This window comes from Variovorax sp. CF313, assembly GCF_000282635.1.
Lineage (GTDB): Bacteria > Pseudomonadota > Gammaproteobacteria > Burkholderiales > Burkholderiaceae_C > Variovorax.
The window spans coordinates 1-18,929 of record NZ_AKIW01000085.1 but is presented as its reverse complement, the minus strand read 5'-3'; the positions used below and the strand labels follow the sequence as shown (position 1 = coordinate 18,929).

Genomic DNA, 18,929 nt, shown 5'->3' with positions numbered 1-18,929 from the left:
ACCCCTAGAACAAGTCCGTCTTTGCGCTAGCACCGGGACGCTCCTACCGTCATGGCTCCGACATCGACACCGAAGAGGAAGTCACGTGAGCCCGTCCAGCCCGTCCCGCATTTCCAGGCGCATCCGCCGCATCAAGCCCTCCCCCAGCAGCGCCGCCGCGGACCGGTTCGCCGAGCTGCGCAGGGCCGGCAAGGACATCATCAACCTCGCCATCGGCGAGCCCGATTTCGACACGCCCGCGCACATCCGTGAAGCGGGCTGCAAGGCCATCGAACGCGGCGAAACGCGCTACACGCCCGTCGCCGGCACGCTGGCCCTGCGCGAAGCCATCGCGGCCAAGCTCCAGCGCGAGAACGGGCTGAGCTACAGCCCACGCGACATCATCGTCACGGTCGGGGCCAAGCACGCGTTGTTCAACGCGCTGTCGGTCACGCTGGACGAGGGGCACGAGGTGATCGTCCCGGCGCCGTACTGGGTGTCGTACCCCGACATGGTGCTGGCCTGCGACGGCACGCCGGTCACCGTGGCCTGCAAGGAAGAAGACGATTTCCGGCTGACGCCCGAGGCGCTCGAGGCGGCCATCACGCCGGCCACGCGCTGGCTGGTCTTCAACTCGCCCACCAATCCCACGGGCACGACCTACACCGCCGGACAGCTGCGCGCGCTGGCCGACGTGCTGATGCGCCACCCCCAGGTCATGGTGCTGACCGACGACATCTACGAGCACATCCGCTTCACCGACGCGGCGCTGCCCCATCTGCTGGCCATCGAGCCGGGCCTGCGTGACCGCACGCTGGTAGTGAACGGCGTGTCGAAGACCTACGCGATGACGGGCTGGCGCATTGGCTATGCAGCCGGCCCCGCGGACATCATCGCGGCGCTGGACATGCTGCAGTCGCAGTCGACCAGCGGCGCATCGTCGGTGAGCCAGGCCGCCGCCGTGGCGGCCCTGAACAGCGACGCGGCCTTTCTCCCCGACTGGGTTGCCACCTACAGGCAGCGCCGCGACACCGCGACCCGCCTGCTCAACGACATTCCGGGCATTCGCGCCCGCGCACCTGGCGGCGCGTTCTACCTTTATCCCCATTGCGGCGGCCTGATCGGCAAGCGAACGCCCGGGGGAAAGACTCTGGAAACCGACAACGACGTCGTGATCTACCTGCTTGAAGCGGGCGGCGTCATGGTGCTGGCGGGCACGGCGTATGGGGTATCTCCCTACTTCCGCATGTCGACGGCCACCAGCGTCGAGCAGATCGAGGAAGGCTGCCGGCGCATCGCCTCGGCAGTGGCGAAGCTCGCCTGATCCCCGGCCTGTGGGCCTGCGGACCTTGCCTATCAAGAATCCTTATAGGCGAAGGTCCATAACGTATTGGCCGCCGCAGCGCCCTCTTCCTACCATTCCTTCAACCCTTCCATGACCCGGAGAAAAGCAATGAGCTACCCCACGAACTCGAGATTGCGCGGCGCGGCCTTGGTGGCCATTGCCGCAATCGCCGGCTTCTGCACATTGGCGCCCGCCAGTGCGCAGACCGACACCTTCAAGATCGGAGTCATCGCGCCCATGAGCGGCCCCAACGCCCGCTACGGGGCCTTCGCGAACAAGGGCGCGGCGCTCGCCGCCAAGGAAATCAACGCCGCCGGCGGCGTGCTCGGCAAGCAGATCGAGCTCGTGAGCGGGGACAGCCAGTGCGTGCCCGCGGAGGGCGTTGCCGCCACGCAGCGCATGATCAGCCTCGAGAAAACGCCGGTGATCATCGGCGACGTCTGCAGCTCGGTGACGCTGGCGATGCAGCCGCTGGCCGAGGAATCGAAGGTACTGCTCGTGAATGCGGCCTCGTCGAACCCCGACATCACCTACAAGGCCGGCGTGGGCGGCTTCAAGTGGACCTTCCGCAACTACCCGACCGACGAGGTGCGGGCCGCGACGGTGCTGGAGTACGCGTCGAAGACCAAGGGCTTCAAGAAGTTCGCGGTGCTCTCGGTCGACAGCGACTACGGCCGCGGCGCCATCAAGTTCACCAAGCGCTACCTGCCGAAGTACGAAGGCGCCGAGATCCTGAGCGAGGACTACTACAAGGACTCGGAGACCGACTTCCGCTCGGTCCTGAGCAAGATCCGCCGCTCGGGTGCGCAGGCCATCATCCTCTACGGACAGGCCGACACCACGCCGATCATCGCCCGCCAGATGCTCGAACTCGGGCTGGCCGGCAAGGTGGCGCTGGTCGGCAACGGCGAGTTCAACACGAAGGAAACCATCGCCGCCGCGCCGAAGGTCATGAACGGCGCGGTCGAAGCTGCCGCGTGGCTGCCCGAGGTGCCGGCGCCGCGCAGCCTCAAGTTCGTCGAGGACTACAAGAAGGCCAACGGCGGCGAGATGCCGAACAACCATGCCTACACGCACTACGACACGCTGAACCTCGTCGTGGCTGCGATCAAGAGCGCCAACAGCCTCAAGGCCGAGGACATCCGCAACGCCCTGGCGAAGATCAGGTACGACAGCCCCATGGGCGTCGTGACCTTCGACGACCACAACCAGGCGGTGATGCCCATGGTGCTGCTCGAGATCACCGACGGCAAGCCGGCCATCAAGGGAATGATCGCGACCAAGGTCGACTACGCGGCCGGCGCGAAGTGAAGAAGAAGCACCTTCTCCGGCCTGCGAGAACACCGTGAGTTCCTTCCTCTTCGAACAGATCGTCAACGGCATCATCACCGGGTCGGTCTACGCCCTGGTGGCCGCCGGCATGACGATGATCTTCGGCGTGCTGCGGGCCATCAACTTCGCCCACGGCGAGTACTACATGCTGGGCACCTTCGCGGCCTGGTGGGTCATGTCGAAGCTGATGGCCGACTACAGCCTGGCCATCGTCGGCGGCGTGGCGATCGTCAGCGTGATCGCGGTGCTGATCGGGCGCAGCGTGATGCAGCGGCTCATCGGCCAGCCCTTCCAGGCCGGCGTGCTGGCCACGCTGGGGCTTTCGCTCATCCTGCAGAACGTGGTCATCCTGGCTTTCGGCGGCGGCTACAAGGTGTTCTCGGGCGGCTGGCTGGAGCCGATCGAGATGGGCGACTTCGGCATGTCGCAGCAGCGCGTGATCCTGGTGGTCGTCACCCTCGCGGTGTTCGCCGGGCTCGAGTGGATGGTGCGCAGCACGCGCCTGGGCCGCTCGATCCGCGCCGTGTCGCAGAACATCGAGTGCTGCCAGGTCAACGGCATCGACGTCGAGCAGGTGGTGCGCCGCACCTTCCTGATCGGCGTGGCCATTGCGGCGCTGTCGGGCATCCTGACGGGGCCGATCAACGTGAGCATCTACGGCGGCATGGGCGAGTCGATCACGCTGAAGACCTTCGCCGTGATCGTCATGGGCGGCATGGGCAACGTGCGCGGCACGCTCATCGCGGGCTGCCTGCTGGGCGTCGTCGAGAGCCTCGTTGCCGGCTTCATCGGCCTGCAGTACCGCGACTCCGTCGGCTTCATCGTGCTTCTGCTCATGCTCATGTTCCGGCCGCACGGCCTGTTCAGCAGCAAGGCCCGCTTCTGAAAGCGACAACCTCATGAAACAGGCAATCTTGTCAACCACCACGCTGGACACGCCGCGCATGCCGGCCGCCCGGGTCGCCGCGGTCAACTGGAGTGCGTGCGCCATCGGCGTGGCCGCGCTGCTTTGCGCGCCGCTCTTCCTCGGCGACTACTACCTGCACGCGATGGTCCTCGCGATGATCTTCCTGCTGCCGGCGCTGGGGCTGAATCTCATCCTCGGCTACACGGGCATGCTGTCGCTCGCGCAGGGCGTGTTCTTCGGGCTCGGCGCCTACGCGTCGGCCCTCATGTCGATCCACTTCGGCACGCCGTTCCTGGTGAATTTCCTGGTCGCGGGCCTGGTGGCCGGGCTGGTCGCGCTGCCGCTGGGCATTCCGGCGCTGCGGCTGCGCGACACCTCGTTCGTGATGTGCACGCTCGGCATGGTGGTCATCGCGCAGATGGTGTCGAAGAACTGGATCGACCTGACGCGCGGCGACATGGGACTGTCGGGCGTGGCCCGGCCGCGCCTGGGCTTTGGCGACTGGGTCTACACCGTCATCAAGGCGCCCGAGTACTTCTATCTGGTGCTCGTGCTGGCGGCACTGGCGGTGGCGGCCTTCGTGGCGTTGATCCGCTCGCCCGCGGGCCGCTGCATGGTGGCCATTCGCGACAACGAGACGCTGGCCGAATCGCTGGGCGTGCCGACCTGGACCTACAAGCTCCTGGTCTTCATGCTGAGCGCCGTCTTCGCGGGGCTCGGCGGCAGCCTCTACGCGCATTTCTCGACGGTCGTGAGCCCGCTGGTCTTCCAGGCCTACTACTCCAACACCATCCTGATCATCGTGCTGGGCGGTGGCGTGGGCAAGGTGCCGGGCGCCATCATCGGCAGCTTCGTCTTCGTGGCGGTGTCCGAGGCATTGCGCATCACGCCCGAGCTGCGCATGGTGATCTACGGCTTCGTGCTGCTGGGGCTGGTGTTCCTGTTCCCGCAAGGTCTGGCGCCGCTGTTCCAGCGTGCGGCCGAGCGCATTGCCGGTATCGGAAAGGGGCCGCGCGATGTCCGCTGAGTCCATGCTGCGCATCGAGGGCCTGCGCAAGAACTACGGCGCCGTCGCGGCGCTCCAGGGCGTGGACATCGAAGTCCGCCGCGGCGAGGTGATGGGGCTCATCGGCCCCAACGGCTCCGGCAAGTCGACCCTGTTCGACTGCTGCACCGGCCTGCAACGCAGCGACGCGGGCCGCGTGCTGCTCAAGGGCGTGGACATCACCGGCTGGCCGATGAACCGCATCGCCCGCGAGGGCCGCTTCCTGCGCAGCTTCCAGAAGACGGTGGTCTTTCCCACGCTGGACTCCGAAGAGAACCTCGTGCTGGCCGGACAGATGTCGCGCTTTCCGAACGTGCTGTCGACCTTCTGGGTCGGTCCGTCGGCCAGGAAGCGCATCCAGGCCCTGCGCGAACGCGCGAAGGAACTGATCGAGGTGACCGGGCTGGCACGCGTGGCGCACCTGCCGGCGGGCAACATGTCGGGCGGGCAGCAGAAGCTGCTGCAGTTCGCCTCGATGCTGATGCCCGAACCCGAGCTGATCCTGCTCGACGAACCGCTGGCGGGCATCAACCCCGTGCTCATCGAGAAGGTCATCCAGTGCATCGAGCATGCGAACCAGAAGCTGGGCGTGACCTTCGTGGTGATCGAGCACAACACCGACGTGCTGATGAACCTCAGCCACCGCGTGGTCGTGCTGCACCAGGGCGCAAAGCTGGCCGACGCCACGCCGGAAGAGGTCGTTCGCAACCCGGAGGTCATCGAGGCCTACCTCGGCGGTTGACACGAAAGAACAACACCATGGAACTCGAAATCGACAACCTCCGCGCCGGCTACGGCCACCTGGACATCCTGCACGGCGTGGACCTGAAGATCCGGCACGGCGAATTCGTCACGCTGCTGGGACCCAACGGGGCCGGCAAGTCGACGCTGCTGAAGTCGCTCTTCGGCATGACCACCCACAAGGGCGGTGCGATCCGCTGGAAGGGCAAGGACATCGCGGGCCTGCGCCCGCAGGCGATGCTCGGCCACGGCATTGCCTACGTGCCGCAGGGCCGCTGCAACTTCCAGCTGATGTCCATCGACGAGAACCTCGAGATGGCGGCCTACACCATCAAGGGCGGCGACCTCAAGGGTGAGCGCGAGTACGTCTACGACCTCTTCCCCATCCTGCGCAAGCGCCGCAACGAGCTCGCCGGCAACATGTCCGGCGGCGAGCAGCAGCTGCTCGAAATGGCGATGGCCGTGCTGCGCCGTCCCGAGATCCTGCTGGTGGACGAGCCCTCGGTCGGCCTCTCGCCGCAGGCCATCACGCTGGTCTTCAACGAACTCAAGCGCCTGCACAAGGGCGGCCGAACCATCCTGCTGGTCGAGCAGAACACCCGCAAGGCCATGGAGGCCGCAGAGCGCGCCGTGGTGCTGCGCCTGGGCAAGGTCATCTGGGACAGCCCGGTCGAGGCGCTGAGCACCGCCGACCTGGGCGAACTGTTCATGACGGGCAGGCGCGCATCCGACGCGGCCACGGCCTGAGCACCGCGCATCTCAACCGAACACTCAAGGAGCTGAAAGGCATGAAACTGGCATTTGACACGGGTGGCACGTTCACCGACTTCGCGATGACGCAGGACGACGGCACCATCCTGTTGCACAAGGTCCTGAGCACGCCCGACGCGCCCGCGCGCGCCGTGCTCCAGGGCGTGGACGAGCTGCTGGCCAAGGTGCGCGCCCGCGACGGCGGCAAGGCCAAAGGCAACGGCCAGCTGCAGATTCTTGGCGCGACCACGGTCGTGACCAACGCGGTGCTGGAGCGCCGCGGCGTACACACCGCCTTCATCACCACCGACGGTTTCCAGGACATGTTGCGCATCCGAACGGAAGGGCGCTACGACCTCTACGACCTGCGCATCCAGTACCCCGAGCCGCTGGTGTCGCGCGAGCTGTGCTTCGGCGTGGAAGAGCGCATTGCCGCGGACGGCACGGTGATCAAGGCGCTCGACGAAGACGGCGTGCGCACCATCGCCCGCGTGCTGCTCGACAGGGAGGTGGAGTCGGTGGCCGTGTGCCTGCTGCACGCCTACAAGTACGCGCAGCACGAGCGGCGCATCGGCGAGATCCTGGCCGAGATCGCACCGGGCATTTCCGTCTCGCTGTCGTCGACGGTGTGCCCCGAAGTGCGCGAATACGACCGTGCATCGACCACCGTCGTCAACGCCTACACCCGGCCGATGATGGTCGGGCACGTGAACCACCTCGAGCGCGAGCTGTCGCAGCGCGGTGTCGAAGGGCAGTTGCTCTGGATGACGTCGAGTGGCGGCGTGGTGCCGAGTTCTTCGGCTTCGCGCACGCCGGTGCGGTTGATCGAGTCGGGTCCCGCGGCGGGTGCCGTGGCGGCTGCAGACTACGCGCGCCAAGCCGGCGAATCGAGCGTGCTGTCGTTCGACATGGGCGGCACGACCGCCAAGCTGTGCCTGATTCCGAACGGCCAGCCCATGGTGGCCAACGACCTCGAAGTGGCCCGCCACGAGCGCTTCCGCAAGGGCAGCGGCTTTCCTCTCAAGATCCAGTCGATCCACATGATCGAGATCGGCGCGGGCGGCGGCAGCATCGCGGCGCGCAACAAGCTCGGCCTGCTGGGCGTGGGGCCGCGCAGCGCGGCCGCCGCGCCGGGGCCGGCCTGCTATGGGCGCGGCGGCACGGAGCCGACGGTGACCGATGCCGACCTGCTGCTGGGCTACCTCAACGAGAACTCCTTCCTGGGCGGCGACTTCGCGCTCGACAAGCCTGCTGCCGAATCGGCGATGGCCCGGCTCGCGAAGGAGCTCGGCATTTCGCTCGAGCGCTGCGCCTGGGGCATCCACGACATGGTCAACGAGAGCATGGCCGAGGCCGCCTCGATGCAGGCCACCGACAGCGGCGTCGACCCGCGCGCGCTGCCGCTGATCGCCTTCGGCGGGGCAGGGCCGGTGCATGCCTACGGCGTGGCCCGCAAGCTGGGCATCCGCAAGGTGATCTGCCCGCTGGGCGCCGGTGTGACCTCGGCCATCGGGCTGCTGGGCGCGCCGGTGGCGGCGGACCTGTCGGCCAGCCTGCCGATGCGCATCTCGGCCTGGAACCCGAGTGCGGTGAACGTCGTCAAGGCCACGCTCGCGGACCAGGGGCGCGAAGTGGTGCTGGCGAGCAAGGTGCCGGTGGACCACATCAGCTACTCATACACCGTGGACATGCGCCACGTGGGCCAGGGCTACGAGATCTCGGTGCCGCTGCCTGAGCTGGACCCGGCGGACCCGAAGTTCGTCGAGGAGCTGCTGGCCCGCTTCCATGCCAACTACGTGGCCCTGTACGGCCGCGCCGTGAGCGGCACCGACGCGGAGGTCATCACCTGGCGCGTGCGGGCCAGCGGGCCGAAGGCGCCTGTCTCGCTCGCGAGCCTGCGCAGCGAGTCGAATGTGGCGCGCGATGCACGCAAGGGCACGCGGCCGGTCTTCTTCTCCGAACTCGGCAAGTACGTCGACACGCCGGTCTACGACCACTATGCGCTGGTGCCCGGCGTGCCGGTCGAAGGGCCCGCGATCATCGAGCAGCGCGAGTCGACCGTGGTGATGGGGCCCAATGCCAGCGCCTCGCTCGATGCCCAACACAACCTGATCATGCTTTTGTCCTGAGGTCTTCTTGCCATGTCCATGCTCAAACCCGACTTCAACGACCCGATCACCCTGCAGGTGATGTGGGACCGCCTGGTCTTCATCGCCGACCAGGCCGACAGCGCGCTCGGCCGAACGGCCTTCTCGCCGATCGTGCGCGAGAACCACGACTACGTGAACGTGCTGCTCGACGCCAAGGGCCGCGCGCTCGCGCAGTGCACCTGGTCGATTCCTGTGTTCATCACCACGCTGCCGATGGCGGCGCAGAACTACTTCCTCAAGGCCTTTCCGCCCGAGTCGCTCGAGCCCGGCGACGTGCTCGCCACCAACGACCCGGTGATCGGCACGGGCCACCTGCCGGACATGGTCATGCTCACTCCGATCTTCCGAAAGGGAAAGATCGTGGGCTATGCGGGCAGCATCGCCCACCTGCCGGACATCGGCGGCCGGCCGCAGTCGCCGGACTCGACCGACATGTTCGAAGAGGGCATCCGCATCCCGATGCTCAAGCTGTTCAAGGCCGGCAAGCCCAACACCGATGTGTTCGCCGTCATCGAGGCCAGCGTGCGCCTGCCGCACGAGGTGCGCGGCGACATCCAGAGCATGGTGGCCGCCAACGAGGTGATGAGCCGCGAGCTCACGCGCTTCATGGACGAGTACGGCCTCGAAGACTGCGACGGCCTCGGCGAGGCGATCTTCAGCCGCTCGGAGCGCCACATGCGCAAGGCCATCGCGGCCTGGCCGAACGGCAGCTACAAGGCCGACATGACGATCGACGGCTTCGAGTCCGACGTGAAGCTGTGCGTGAGCGTGGAGGTGCGCGACGACTCCATCCATGTCGACTACACCGGCACCTCGCCCGAGGTGGCGCGCGGCATCAACGTGGTGCCGCACTACCGCGTGGCGCACAGCGTGTATGCGCTCAAATGCCTGCTCGACCCTGAGACGCCGAACAACGAGGGTTGCATGGTCGCGCTGACCGACTCGGCGCCGGCGGGCTCCATCCTCAACCCGCGGCCGCATGCGGCGGGCGCGGCGCGCAACCTCGTGGGCCATTGCATTCCGAGCCTGATCTTCAAGGCGCTGCAGCACGTCGTGCCCGATGGTGCGATGGGCGACAGCGGCGGCGCGCCGATCTGGGGCATCAACTGCCAGGGCCAGCGCTCCGACGGCACGGCCTATGGCAGCGCGCAGAACTTCCATGGCGGGCAAGGCGGCCGCTCGTCGATGGACGGCCTGGACACACTGAGCTTTCCGTCCAACTGCCGCGTGACGCCGATCGAGATGTACGAGCTCGCGGTGCCCGTGCTCACCGAGTGCAAGGAGCTCATTCCGGACTCGGGCGGCCCCGGCAAGTTTCGCGGCGGGCTGGGCCAGCGCGGCGTGATTCGCAACCTGTCGGACCGCGAGATGAACATCTACCTGAGCACCGAGCACGTGAAGTACCCCTGCCTCGGCGTGCTGGGCGGCCAGGCCGGACGCAATGGCGCGGTGCGGCACGACGGCAAGGCCGTGTTCCCGAAAGGCCGGCTGGTGCTGGCGCCGGGCGAGCGTCTCACGATCGAACTGCCGGGCGGCGGCGGCTGGGGCGATGCGCAGCAGCGCTCGCGCGACCTGGTCGAAGACGACTTGCGCCAGGGCCTCGTCAGCATGGCCGGCGCGCAGGCCGACTATGGGTACGAGGCCGAGGCGGGCTCCGAAACGCAGAAAGCGGTGGCGTGATGGCCGGCGCACTGAAGGGACAGGTCGCGCTCGTCACCGGTGGCGGCTCGGGCATTGGCCGCTCCACCGCGCTGATGCTCGCCGCCGAAGGCGCACGCGTCGTCGTGATGGGCCGGCGGGCCGAGCCGCTGCAGGCCGTGGTCGACGAGATTCGCGGCGCCGGAGGCGAGGCTTGGGCGCGCCAGGCGGACCTGCAGGAACGCGAGCAGCTCATCGCGCTGGTGCGGTGGACCGAGAAAGAGGTCGGCCCCATCGGCATCCTCGTCAACAACGCGGGCCTCACCAGCCGCGTGCGCAACATCCGCTGGATCGAGCCGGACGACTGGGAGTCGGCGGTGTCGGTCAACCTGACGGCCGTCTACGTGCTGATCCAGGCCGTGCTGCCGGGGATGCTCGATGCGGGAGCCGGCACCATCGTCACCGTGTCTTCGCTGGCTGCCGTGCGCCCGAACCTGCTGGGCGGTGCACCCTACGGCGCGGCCAAGGCGGCGGTGACGAACCTGATGGGCTTCGTGCACGTCACCTTCCGCAACAACAACATCCGCGCCACCACCATCCTTCCCGGCGAGGTCGACACGCCGATCATGGACACGCGCGTGCGCCCGCCGAGCGCGGAAGAGCGCGCCGCCATGGTCGCGCCCGACGACGTGGCGCGCGCCATCCTGCTGGCCTGCACGCTGCCGCAGGGCACCACCATCGAACAGCTGGTGATCAGCCCGACCCGCGCGCGCGACCAGGGCCCCGACATCGAGATCAGCCGCTGGCTCGGCGCCCCCGACGGAACACCCGGCAAACCCTGAACGAGACGAAGCATGAGCGACACCCTCCATCAACGCCTGGCACGCGGCGACTCCGTGCTGATGGTCAACCCCAACCATGTGTCCCCCACGCTGTGCGAGAAGCTCGTGCGCTCGGGCGTGGACTCGGTCTTCATCGACTGCGAACACGGCCTGGCCAGCTTCGAGGACATCCATCACATGGCCAAGGCTGCGCGCTATGCCGGCGGCTTCGGCATCGTGCGCCCGCAGAACCAGGAGCGCTCCACCATCACGCGCTGCCTCAACGCGGGCGCGGACGGCGTGATGGTGCCGCTGATCCACACCGCGGAGATCGCGCGCCAGGTGGTGCACACCTTCCGCTATGCCTGCCCCGACGATCACGCGACGAGGCTGCTGGTCGGCATGGTGGAGTCGGTCGAGGCCGTGCGCAACCTCGACGAGATCCTGGCGGTCGAAGGCATCGACGTGTTCTTCGTCGGGCCGGGCGACCTGTCGCAGTCGATGGGCTATTCGCCCGCGGTGGCGCCGGGCAAGCGCCGCCCGCAACCCGCGCTCGACCTGATCGACCAGACGCTGCAGCGCATCCGCGCGGCCGGAAAGATCGCGGGCACCCTGGTCGTGAAGCAGGACGTCGAGCACCTGGTGTCGATGGGCGCGCAGCTGCTGTACTACCACGCGGACCCTTTCGTGACGGAAGGCGTTGCGGCGATGCGCAACCTATCGCAGCCGGTGGCGGCCGTCGCACACTGAGCTGCGAGAAATCAGGGCTGCAGTGATACGGCTTCCGGTGCGCGGATGCCCGCGAGCCGCCCGGCGGCGAACAGGTTGTCGATCTGCTCGCGCAAGATCTCCAGCACGGCGCGCGCCTGGTCGGACATCGGCAGGTGGTCCGGCACGCACAGCGACACGGTGGCCTGCAGCACGGGCTCGACGATCCTGCGGATCATCGGTGGGTTCGCGGCCGGCGGAAAGTCCGCCAGCGCCGATGGCAGGATGGTCGCGCCCACGCCCGCCTGGATCGCCTGGCGCAGCGTTTCGGCGGATTCGATCTCGGCGCGGATGTTGGGCACCACGCCGACGCGCGCGAAGGCCTCGTCGACCATCCGCCGCAGGAAGTGCATGCGGCTCGGCAGCAGCAGGTCGATGCCGGCCAATGCGCGCAGGGCAATCGTCTGGTCGTCGTTCTGCTCCAGTTCCATGCCCGGCGGGGCAATGAGGAACAGGTCTTCGGTCAGGAGCGGCTGCAGCATGAGCCCCTTCATGGGACTGCCCGCGTAGATGATCGCCATGTCCAGGCGCCCGGTCATCACCATCTCGCTCAACACCAGGCCGAAGTTGTCGTTGATGAACAGGTTGACGCCCGGGTACGCGCTGCGCACGGCCTGCAGCAAGGGCATCGACAGTGCCGAGGCTGTGCTGTACGTGGCCAGCCCGACCGAGACGGGGCCCGAGACGAAGCTCTCGTCCGTGCGGTTCATCAGCTCGCGCTCCACCTGCTCGAGGTGGCTCAACATGATCTGCGCCTGGCGGTAGAGCTCGTTGCCCGCGGGCGTGGGCGTCACGCCCGCGTTGGAGCGGTTCAGCAGCTTGTGTTTGAAGTGTTCCTCGAGCGAGGCGATGTGCTGGCTCAGGGCCGGCTGCGCAACGCTCAGTTGCGCGGCGGCCGCGGAAAGACTGCGTGCGTCCACCGCGGTCACGAAGCTCTTGAGGGTCTTGAAATTTACCGTCATGGGAAGTCGGGTGCGAACTGATCGTAACCCCGGTTGACGCTGCCAACGCGTGGCTCGATGCTTGCTTGCAAACAGAGCAGCAAGACGACGGAGACCCGGTGAACCTCAGGCGGTTGAAATATTTCGTGAAGATTGTCGACGTGGGCAGTCTCACGCAGGCCTCGGAGGTCCTGCATGTCGCGCAGCCGGCGCTGAGCCAGCAGCTGGCCACGCTCGAAGGCGAGTTCAACCAGCGCCTGCTCCTGCGAACGCAGAAGGGCGTGGTGCCCACGGAAGCCGGCATGGTGCTGTACCGGCACGCGCAACTGATCCTGCGCCAGTTCGAGCAGGCGCGTGCCGATGTCGTCAATGCGGGGCGCAGCCTGGCGGGGCAGGTGTCGGTCGGTCTCGCGCCGGGCACCGCGGCCTCGGGCCTGGCCTTGCCGCTGCTGCAGACGGTGCAGGAGCGGCATCCGCAGCTCATGCTGCACATCAACGAGAACTTCGGCACCACGCTGTGCGACGTGGTACGCAACGGCCTCATGGACATGGCCGTTCTGTATGGCGGCGAGCATGCGGTGCGGGGCCTGTCGTTCGATCCGCTGCTCACCGAGGACCTCTGCGTCGTGGCCTCCCACGGCATGCTGCGCATGGATGGCGACGAGCTGGCGCTGGCCGAGCTGCGCGACGTGGACCTGCTCCTGCCCAGCATCGACAACCAGCTGCGCCGCAGCGTGAACCGGGCCTTCGCCTCGGCGAAGATGATTCCGCGCGTGGTGGCCGAAATGGAGTCTTCGAGCACGCTGTCCGCCGCGGTCGCATCGGGCGTGGGCGCGACGATCCTGCCCGTGTCGCTCGCGCGCTCCGTCGCGGCCACGGCCGCGGTCGATGTCAGGCGGCTGGTGTCGCCGCACATCGAGATTCCGCTGGCGCTATGCGCTTCGGATCACCTGCCCCTGTCGGAGCCTGCACAGGTTGTCAAGGGCATCCTGATGGAGCTAGTCAATCGCCTCGAGTTGGGTGGCGGCATGCACACGGTCCACTAACAAGCTGCCGAAGTACCGGCCGACCGAAGTTGCTGTTCAGTTCCCGTGAGTCCGATTTCGTGATCCGACGAAATTGGCGGATTCAGCATGCTGCAATGGCTCGTCCAAAGCGTGTATTTCAGAGCTCATCGAGCAAGCGGGCGTTATTCGTGCCGTACACGCTGGACTGGACGAGCACGACCCGATGCACACCAAGAGATGCGTGCATCTGCATCAGACTGAAGAAGCCGTGGCGGGCAGTGGCGTATAGAGGCGTAAGAGCGCCTCAACCAGCCAGCGACTCAGCAGCAATCTCATGCTGCATGACGTCTACCCAACGTGCCTTGACCAGCTGCGCCATCCGCTCAGGCACTACCCTGACACCTGCATTGTTTGCGCCGGCGGCGGGAAGTACTTCGCTGAAGCTCCGCAGCGAGACGTCGCAATAGACATCCAGCTGACTTGCAAGCCCGAAGGGCCCAACGCCTCCAATGGGGTGGCCCGTTACCTTCTCCACCTCGCTCGCCGCCAGGAAGCGGGCCTTTGCCCCAAACTGATCTTTGTACTTTCTGTTATCCAGTCGAGCATCGCCTCGGGCGACGAGCAAGATCACTTGCTCGCCTACGCTCATAGACAGCGTCTTGGCAATCTGTCCCGGAGTGACACCGAACGCCACGGCCGCCATCGCGACCGTAGCGCCACTCGTTTCCACCTCAATGATTGAAAGATCCGGGGCATGCTCGGCGAGAAACTGTTTGACGGAGTCGAGACTCATGATGAGGGTTGCGATTGAAAACCATGAATGGGCGTTGGACAGACACAGCGACGAGTGCTGCGCTCTCGCACCATGTGGGGCACGTTGCGCTCTCAGTGTTGCACCTCGCAGGTCTTGCGTACATTGGCTGAAACGCCATATTCATGACTGTTTCCGACATTCAAGTTATTACGCTGCTGATTTCGGCCAACCAGAAGATGACATCGATCTGGTCCAGGGATAGATAGATATGCCCGGGAACTGTCATCGAGCAGGCATGTATCCGGGCACTACCAAGCGTGCTGTTTGTCGTTTGGGAACGAGCCATCCTTGACCGCTACGACATACGCTGCAAAGGCGGCATCCACGGCCGACGCACCGCCCATGAAGTTCCGCACGAACTTCGCCATGCGTCCCAGATTGAGCCCCAGCATGTCGTGCATCACCAGGACTTGCCCAGCCGTTCCGCTGCCAGCACCAATGCCGATCGTGGCGCAAGACGTCATGTCACTGGTGATGCGGGCCGCAAGTTGTCCGGGCACCATCTCAAGAACCATCATCGACGCGCCGGCAGCTTCAAGTGCTGCCGCGTCGCGCCGGATCTTGTCGCCGGCCTCTTCTTGACGCCCCTGTACGCGATATCCGCCCAACGCCGACACCGTTTGCGGCGTCAATCCCAGGTGGGCGCAAACAGGAACTCCGCGCTCGACCAGAAAAGCCGCCACGTCAACGGTCCACCCACCACCCTCGAGCTTGACCATATGGGCGCCCGCTCGCATCAACAGCGCTGCCGATGCCATGGCCTGCTCCCGCGATTGCTGATAGCTGCCGAAAGGAAGATCCGCAATGATGAGAGAACTACCTTGCGAGCGTTCGAGTCCCAAGGATACGCATTTGGTGTGATATCGCATATCTTCAAGTGAAACGCCAACCGTGGTGGCCCGGCCTTGGCAAACCATCCCCAAGGAGTCGCCGACCAGCAGGCAATCAACACCCGCGGCATCTGCGACTGCCGCGAATGTGGCGTCATAGGCCGTAAGCACCGCAATCTTCTCTCCGCTTGCTCGCATTTCGGCAATTCGCGACGTGGTGACCTTCTTGCGTTTCGGGATTGTGCTGCGCTCGCTTCCATACGGCACCGCCGCATCGCTGGCGCCGCGGGAATGTGCGCCATGGCTGTCTCTGGATGCACTGTTAGTCACTGAAGTGGGCTCCCTGAACAAGAAATGGAAGAGGATTGAAGTCCAGTTGACCCCGGCCGCTCAGCTCGAGATTCACTCCTCGATTGCGCCGCCGATCGAGCGCAGATACTGGCGGAATGTCATGTTCTCGTCGGCGTTTCTTGCGGCCAGGAAATCATCGAAGCGAGCCTGTCTCCGGAAGGTTGCACCGAGTTGCATGCGTGCCGCCTGGCTGCGCTCGGTGTCCCGAATCGAGGTTGCCAGCTCCGCCACCTTTTGGGCTTGGCTCAAGGGTATGAAGATCACCCCATCGTCGTCACCCAGCACAAAGTCGTCGGGGGTGAGGACATGTTCGCCACAACCGGCAGAGATGAGAGCGTCGGCCTCCTGTGCGTCCAAACGCTGCGGCCCTGCAGGCAAGGTGCCCAGGCTGAAAATGGGCAGTCTGATGGTCCGCAATTCCGATGAATCGCGGTGCAAACCCCAGATGACGATGCCGCGCAGGCCTGCCAGGGCGGTTTCCAGAGTGACGAGGTCACCAACGCAGGCCTCGTCCAAACGCCCACCGTTGTCGACCACAAGAACATCTCCGGGCGCGGCACGGTCGATTGCTTCGAGAAAAACGTCGACGCTGCCATAGTGCCGCGCAGGACGTACCCGGCCAACGATGTGGGAACCGCTCCACAAGGCACGAATTCCAGCGGGTGCACAACGAAGCGCGATACCCAGACGCATGCATGCGTCCGCTACGTGCGGCGTCGTGAGGTCAAGGTACGTACGTTGAAGTTTCACAGAGTCCATGTCATTGCCCCTGGGACAAAGTGGTGCCGCGCAGATCGCGCAGGAGATGGTTGTTGCGGTTCGTCATCGCAATCGAATAGCGCCAGCCGCGTCCGATGCGGATGGGGCGCAGCGTGGCGAGAGGCTCGATAGGCGCGTCGTAGATCGTCAATGCCGCGTCGCCCTGCCAGACGGGGCTAGCCTGAACGCTCTCGGCCTGGAGCCGGACGAGTTCGTAGACAGCCGGTTGATCGTGCTGGCCCTCGAACATCGACGGGAAGTGCCGCAAAGCGACGATGGGCCGGCTGCCGAAAGTCACGGCGGAGCCGTCGGCAAGGGCTGACAATTTCACGTGACCTTCGGCGAGGCGCCGGTCCTTGACGGCCACCGTGCCGGCAAAGGTGGCGCCGACCTCCAGCTTGGGCGATGCAATCGAGGGCATACCCATGGACCGTGTGATCCATACCGAGCCGATCTTCTTTGGATAGCCGAGCGCCCAGCCGCGCGCCAGCGACGTGTCCTGATCAACCACGATGTAGGGGCAGTACTGCATGAGCTTGCCCTCGTACTGGACGCTCGCCAATACGATGCATTCGCGATATTGCGCGCGGATTGGGTCGAGCAGTTCGCCGCCGGTATCGGTGCAGGCTTGCCAATCGACGAAGGAAACCGTCACCAGGCCCGCCTCGTCTGGATGCAAGCTCAGGCCCGGCGGCAGCAATGCCTCGATGGCGACCGGGTCGACCCAGGTCTCGATCGTGATGAAATCAGCCGCATAGTGCCACGGTGGACTGGGGGCGATACTTGCCTGCCCATCATGGGAGAAGGGCCCCATGAAGCCTTGCGAAGCCGCGAATCGTGTCATACAGGTCTCCTGCTTTTGGTTTGAAAAAGGGCGGGGTGGCACTCCCGCAAAATTTGCGGCTTACGACAGCCGCTCCAACCAGCCGCGTGGATCTGGAGCGCGTCCGAATTGAAGGTCTGTCAGGGCGGCTTTCAGGCGCTGCGTGATGAGGCCAGGACTACCATCGCCGATGGTGAAGTGGTGATTGCGCCCTTTGACTCGCCCGATGGGAGCCACGACCGCGGCCGTGCCGCACGCGAAGGACTCCCGCAGCCGCCCGCTCGTGGCGTCTTCCTGCCACTGGTCAATGGAGTAAGGCTCCTCGCGAACAGTCATGCCGAGATCGCGGGCCATGGTGATCAGCGATTCGCGCGTGATGCCCGCCAAGATCGTGCCGGTCAGGGGCGGTGTTTGAATGGAACCATCTGCGAACACAAAGAAGATGTTCATTCCACCGAGTTCCTCAATCCAGCAGCGTTCCACAGCGTCAAGGAAGACCACCTGATCGCATTGCTCACGGATGGCCTCAGCCTGCGCGGCCAGGCTTGCAGCGTAGTTGCCGCCGCATTTGGCGTCGCCAGTTCCGCCGGGGGCGGCGCGCGTGAAATGGTCGGAAGCCCAGAGTGTCACCGCAGCAGCGCCACTCTTGAAGTACGGCCCCACCGGCGAGGCCACGACGCAGTAAAGATATTCGGCTGAAGACCTGACTCCGAGAACAGCCTCGGTGGCAACCATGAACGGCCTCAGATACAGCGCAAAGCCCGGCGCGGACGGAATCCAGTCGTTGTCCACGCGCGCCAGCGCACGCACCGATTCGGTAAACAGTTCCTCGGGCAAGAGCGGCATGGCGAGGCGCGTGGCCGAGTGGCGGAAACGGCGCGCATTCTGCTCGGGACGGAACAGGCCCGTACCTCCTCCGTCCAGCCGATAGGCCTTCATGCCTTCAAAGATCGCTTGCGCGTAGTGCAACACAAGCGCTGACGGGTCAAGGCTCAATGCCTGGCGAGGACCGATCTTTGCACCATGCCAGCCTTGGTCCTTCGAGTACTTGATGGTGGCCATGTGGTCGGTGAAAACCTCGCCAAAAACAGGACTCTCCAGCAGCCGCTGGCGTCGCCCATCACTCACCGGAGCGGGATTCTTTTCGATAGCGAAGGGCTGTATGTCAACCGAGGTCATGCTTTAACTCCGTGAACCAGAATTCCTCAAAACCCAAGAAATTCTAGGCCTCATGCTCCGCAATTGTTGTTCTTTTTGACCCTCTTATTTCCTAAAATAGGCACGCCATGCCCACATTTTCAGAAATACGAGCATTCGATTGCGAGACCATGAAATGATGAAAGATCTGGACAGAATTGATCGCCGAATCCTCCAGGCACTACAAGAAGATGGACGGATTCAAAACGTGGAACTGGCGGAGAAAGTCGGGCTGTCGCCATCGCCATGTCTGCGGCGTGTGAAGCACCTGGAGGAGTCCGGCGTCATTGAAAAGTACGTCGCGGTGCTCGATGCCCCGAAGATCGGACTGGGTCTGACCGTGTTCGTCCGCATTTGGCTGAAAAGCCAGGATGCCCAGACCATCGAGGCGTTTACGGCAGAAGTGATGCAGCTTGATGAAATTGTGGAATGCCACCTGATGGTCGGGGACTGCGACTTCCTGCTTCGCGTGGTGGCCGCAGACCTCGACGCATATAGGAAATTCCAGGGCGAGTATCTGACCCGCATCAAGGGAGTACAGAGCGTCAAGAGCGAGTTGCCCATGCAGAAGATCAAGATGACGTCGAAGCTCCCTCTCTGATCCGAATCCTCCCGCAGTTTGGAACGTGACTCCTCGCGTGCCGAACTCACAGGTGACCCTCCAAACTCTGCAAGGCGACCGACTGCTCCCATGTTCATGCTCCTCGCACCTGGGTAGTGTATGCGTCCGC

General features: G+C 65.3%; 18 protein-coding genes. 12 read left to right on the top strand and 6 right to left on the bottom strand.

The window, feature by feature from the left end:
- The first annotated feature begins 85 nt into the window (after nt 1–85).
- The 10 genes from PMI12_RS21020 to PMI12_RS20975 all read left to right on the top strand — a co-directional run bounded on the left by PMI12_RS21020 (nt 86) and on the right by PMI12_RS20975 (nt 11,458).
- Nucleotides 86–1,303: an aspartate transaminase gene (locus PMI12_RS21020; RefSeq protein WP_007836496.1), complete on the top strand. Its 1,218-nt coding sequence runs from the start codon at nt 86–88 to the stop codon at nt 1,301–1,303.
- Nucleotides 1,304–1,432: 129 nt separating this feature from the next.
- Nucleotides 1,433–2,635, top strand: a complete 1,203-nt coding sequence (locus tag PMI12_RS21015; protein WP_007836495.1) for an ABC transporter substrate-binding protein — start codon at nt 1,433–1,435, stop codon at nt 2,633–2,635.
- A 34-nt stretch (nt 2,636–2,669) separates the two neighbouring features.
- Nucleotides 2,670–3,542 (top strand): branched-chain amino acid ABC transporter permease, encoded by an 873-nt coding sequence (locus PMI12_RS21010; protein ID WP_007836493.1) that lies wholly within the window; start codon nt 2,670–2,672, stop codon nt 3,540–3,542.
- A gap of 13 nt (nt 3,543–3,555) precedes the next feature.
- The gene (locus PMI12_RS21005) at nt 3,556–4,590 is read left to right on the top strand and encodes a branched-chain amino acid ABC transporter permease (protein WP_007836491.1); all 1,035 of its coding nucleotides are present in this window, start codon (nt 3,556–3,558) and stop codon (nt 4,588–4,590) included.
- On the top strand, nt 4,580–5,350 hold the full coding sequence (locus PMI12_RS21000) for an ABC transporter ATP-binding protein (protein WP_007836489.1): 771 nt from the start codon (nt 4,580–4,582) through the stop codon (nt 5,348–5,350). The genes PMI12_RS21005 and PMI12_RS21000 overlap by 11 nt, the downstream gene beginning before the upstream one ends.
- A 17-nt stretch (nt 5,351–5,367) precedes the next feature.
- On the top strand, nt 5,368–6,096 hold the full coding sequence (locus tag PMI12_RS20995) for a branched-chain amino acid ABC transporter ATP-binding protein (RefSeq protein ID WP_007836487.1): 729 nt from the start codon (nt 5,368–5,370) through the stop codon (nt 6,094–6,096).
- A gap of 41 nt (nt 6,097–6,137) precedes the next feature.
- The gene (locus tag PMI12_RS20990; protein WP_007836486.1) at nt 6,138–8,228 is read left to right on the top strand and encodes a hydantoinase/oxoprolinase family protein; all 2,091 of its coding nucleotides are present in this window, start codon (nt 6,138–6,140) and stop codon (nt 8,226–8,228) included.
- A 12-nt stretch (nt 8,229–8,240) separates the two neighbouring features.
- Nucleotides 8,241–9,929, top strand: a complete 1,689-nt coding sequence (locus PMI12_RS20985) for a hydantoinase B/oxoprolinase family protein (RefSeq protein WP_007836484.1) — start codon at nt 8,241–8,243, stop codon at nt 9,927–9,929.
- Nucleotides 9,929–10,729, top strand: coding sequence for an SDR family oxidoreductase (locus tag PMI12_RS20980; protein ID WP_007836482.1), 801 nt, complete (start codon nt 9,929–9,931; stop codon nt 10,727–10,729). Before PMI12_RS20985 ends, PMI12_RS20980 begins: the two co-directional genes overlap by 1 nt.
- A 12-nt stretch (nt 10,730–10,741) precedes the next feature.
- Nucleotides 10,742–11,458: an HpcH/HpaI aldolase family protein gene (locus tag PMI12_RS20975; protein WP_007836480.1), complete on the top strand. Its 717-nt coding sequence runs from the start codon at nt 10,742–10,744 to the stop codon at nt 11,456–11,458.
- 11 nt (nt 11,459–11,469) lie between these two features.
- Here PMI12_RS20975 and PMI12_RS20970 read toward each other — a convergent pair whose 3' ends face one another.
- Nucleotides 11,470–12,438 (bottom strand): LysR substrate-binding domain-containing protein, encoded by a 969-nt coding sequence (locus PMI12_RS20970; protein ID WP_007836478.1) that lies wholly within the window; start codon nt 12,436–12,438, stop codon nt 11,470–11,472.
- Between the two features lie 98 nt (nt 12,439–12,536).
- Here PMI12_RS20970 and nac point away from each other — a divergent pair, with 98 nt between their 5' ends.
- Nucleotides 12,537–13,463 carry a nitrogen assimilation transcriptional regulator NAC gene (nac, locus tag PMI12_RS20965; protein ID WP_007836476.1) on the top strand — a complete coding sequence of 309 codons (927 nt, stop codon included), beginning with the start codon at nt 12,537–12,539 and terminating at the stop codon, nt 13,461–13,463.
- Nucleotides 13,464–13,728: 265 nt separating this feature from the next.
- Here nac and PMI12_RS20960 read toward each other — a convergent pair whose 3' ends face one another.
- The 5 genes from PMI12_RS20960 to PMI12_RS20940 all read right to left on the bottom strand — a co-directional run bounded on the left by PMI12_RS20960 (nt 13,729) and on the right by PMI12_RS20940 (nt 18,180).
- Nucleotides 13,729–14,217, bottom strand: coding sequence for a YbaK/EbsC family protein (locus PMI12_RS20960; RefSeq protein ID WP_007836474.1), 489 nt, complete (start codon nt 14,215–14,217; stop codon nt 13,729–13,731).
- Nucleotides 14,218–14,486: 269 nt separating this feature from the next.
- On the bottom strand, nt 14,487–15,398 hold the full coding sequence (gene panB / locus PMI12_RS20955; RefSeq protein WP_042673911.1) for a 3-methyl-2-oxobutanoate hydroxymethyltransferase: 912 nt from the start codon (nt 15,396–15,398) through the stop codon (nt 14,487–14,489).
- 72 nt (nt 15,399–15,470) lie between these two features.
- On the bottom strand, nt 15,471–16,178 hold the full coding sequence (locus PMI12_RS20950; RefSeq protein ID WP_042673910.1) for an RraA family protein: 708 nt from the start codon (nt 16,176–16,178) through the stop codon (nt 15,471–15,473).
- A gap of 1 nt (nt 16,179) precedes the next feature.
- Nucleotides 16,180–17,022, bottom strand: a complete 843-nt coding sequence (locus tag PMI12_RS20945; RefSeq protein WP_007836469.1) for an acetoacetate decarboxylase family protein — start codon at nt 17,020–17,022, stop codon at nt 16,180–16,182.
- A 60-nt stretch (nt 17,023–17,082) separates the two neighbouring features.
- Nucleotides 17,083–18,180, bottom strand: a complete 1,098-nt coding sequence (locus PMI12_RS20940) for a branched-chain amino acid aminotransferase (protein ID WP_007836467.1) — start codon at nt 18,178–18,180, stop codon at nt 17,083–17,085.
- 154 nt (nt 18,181–18,334) lie between these two features.
- On the opposite strand from PMI12_RS20940, the gene PMI12_RS20935 reads away from it, so the two are divergent.
- Nucleotides 18,335–18,799, top strand: coding sequence for an Lrp/AsnC family transcriptional regulator (locus PMI12_RS20935; protein WP_007836465.1), 465 nt, complete (start codon nt 18,335–18,337; stop codon nt 18,797–18,799).
- Nucleotides 18,800–18,929: the final 130 nt, after the last annotated feature.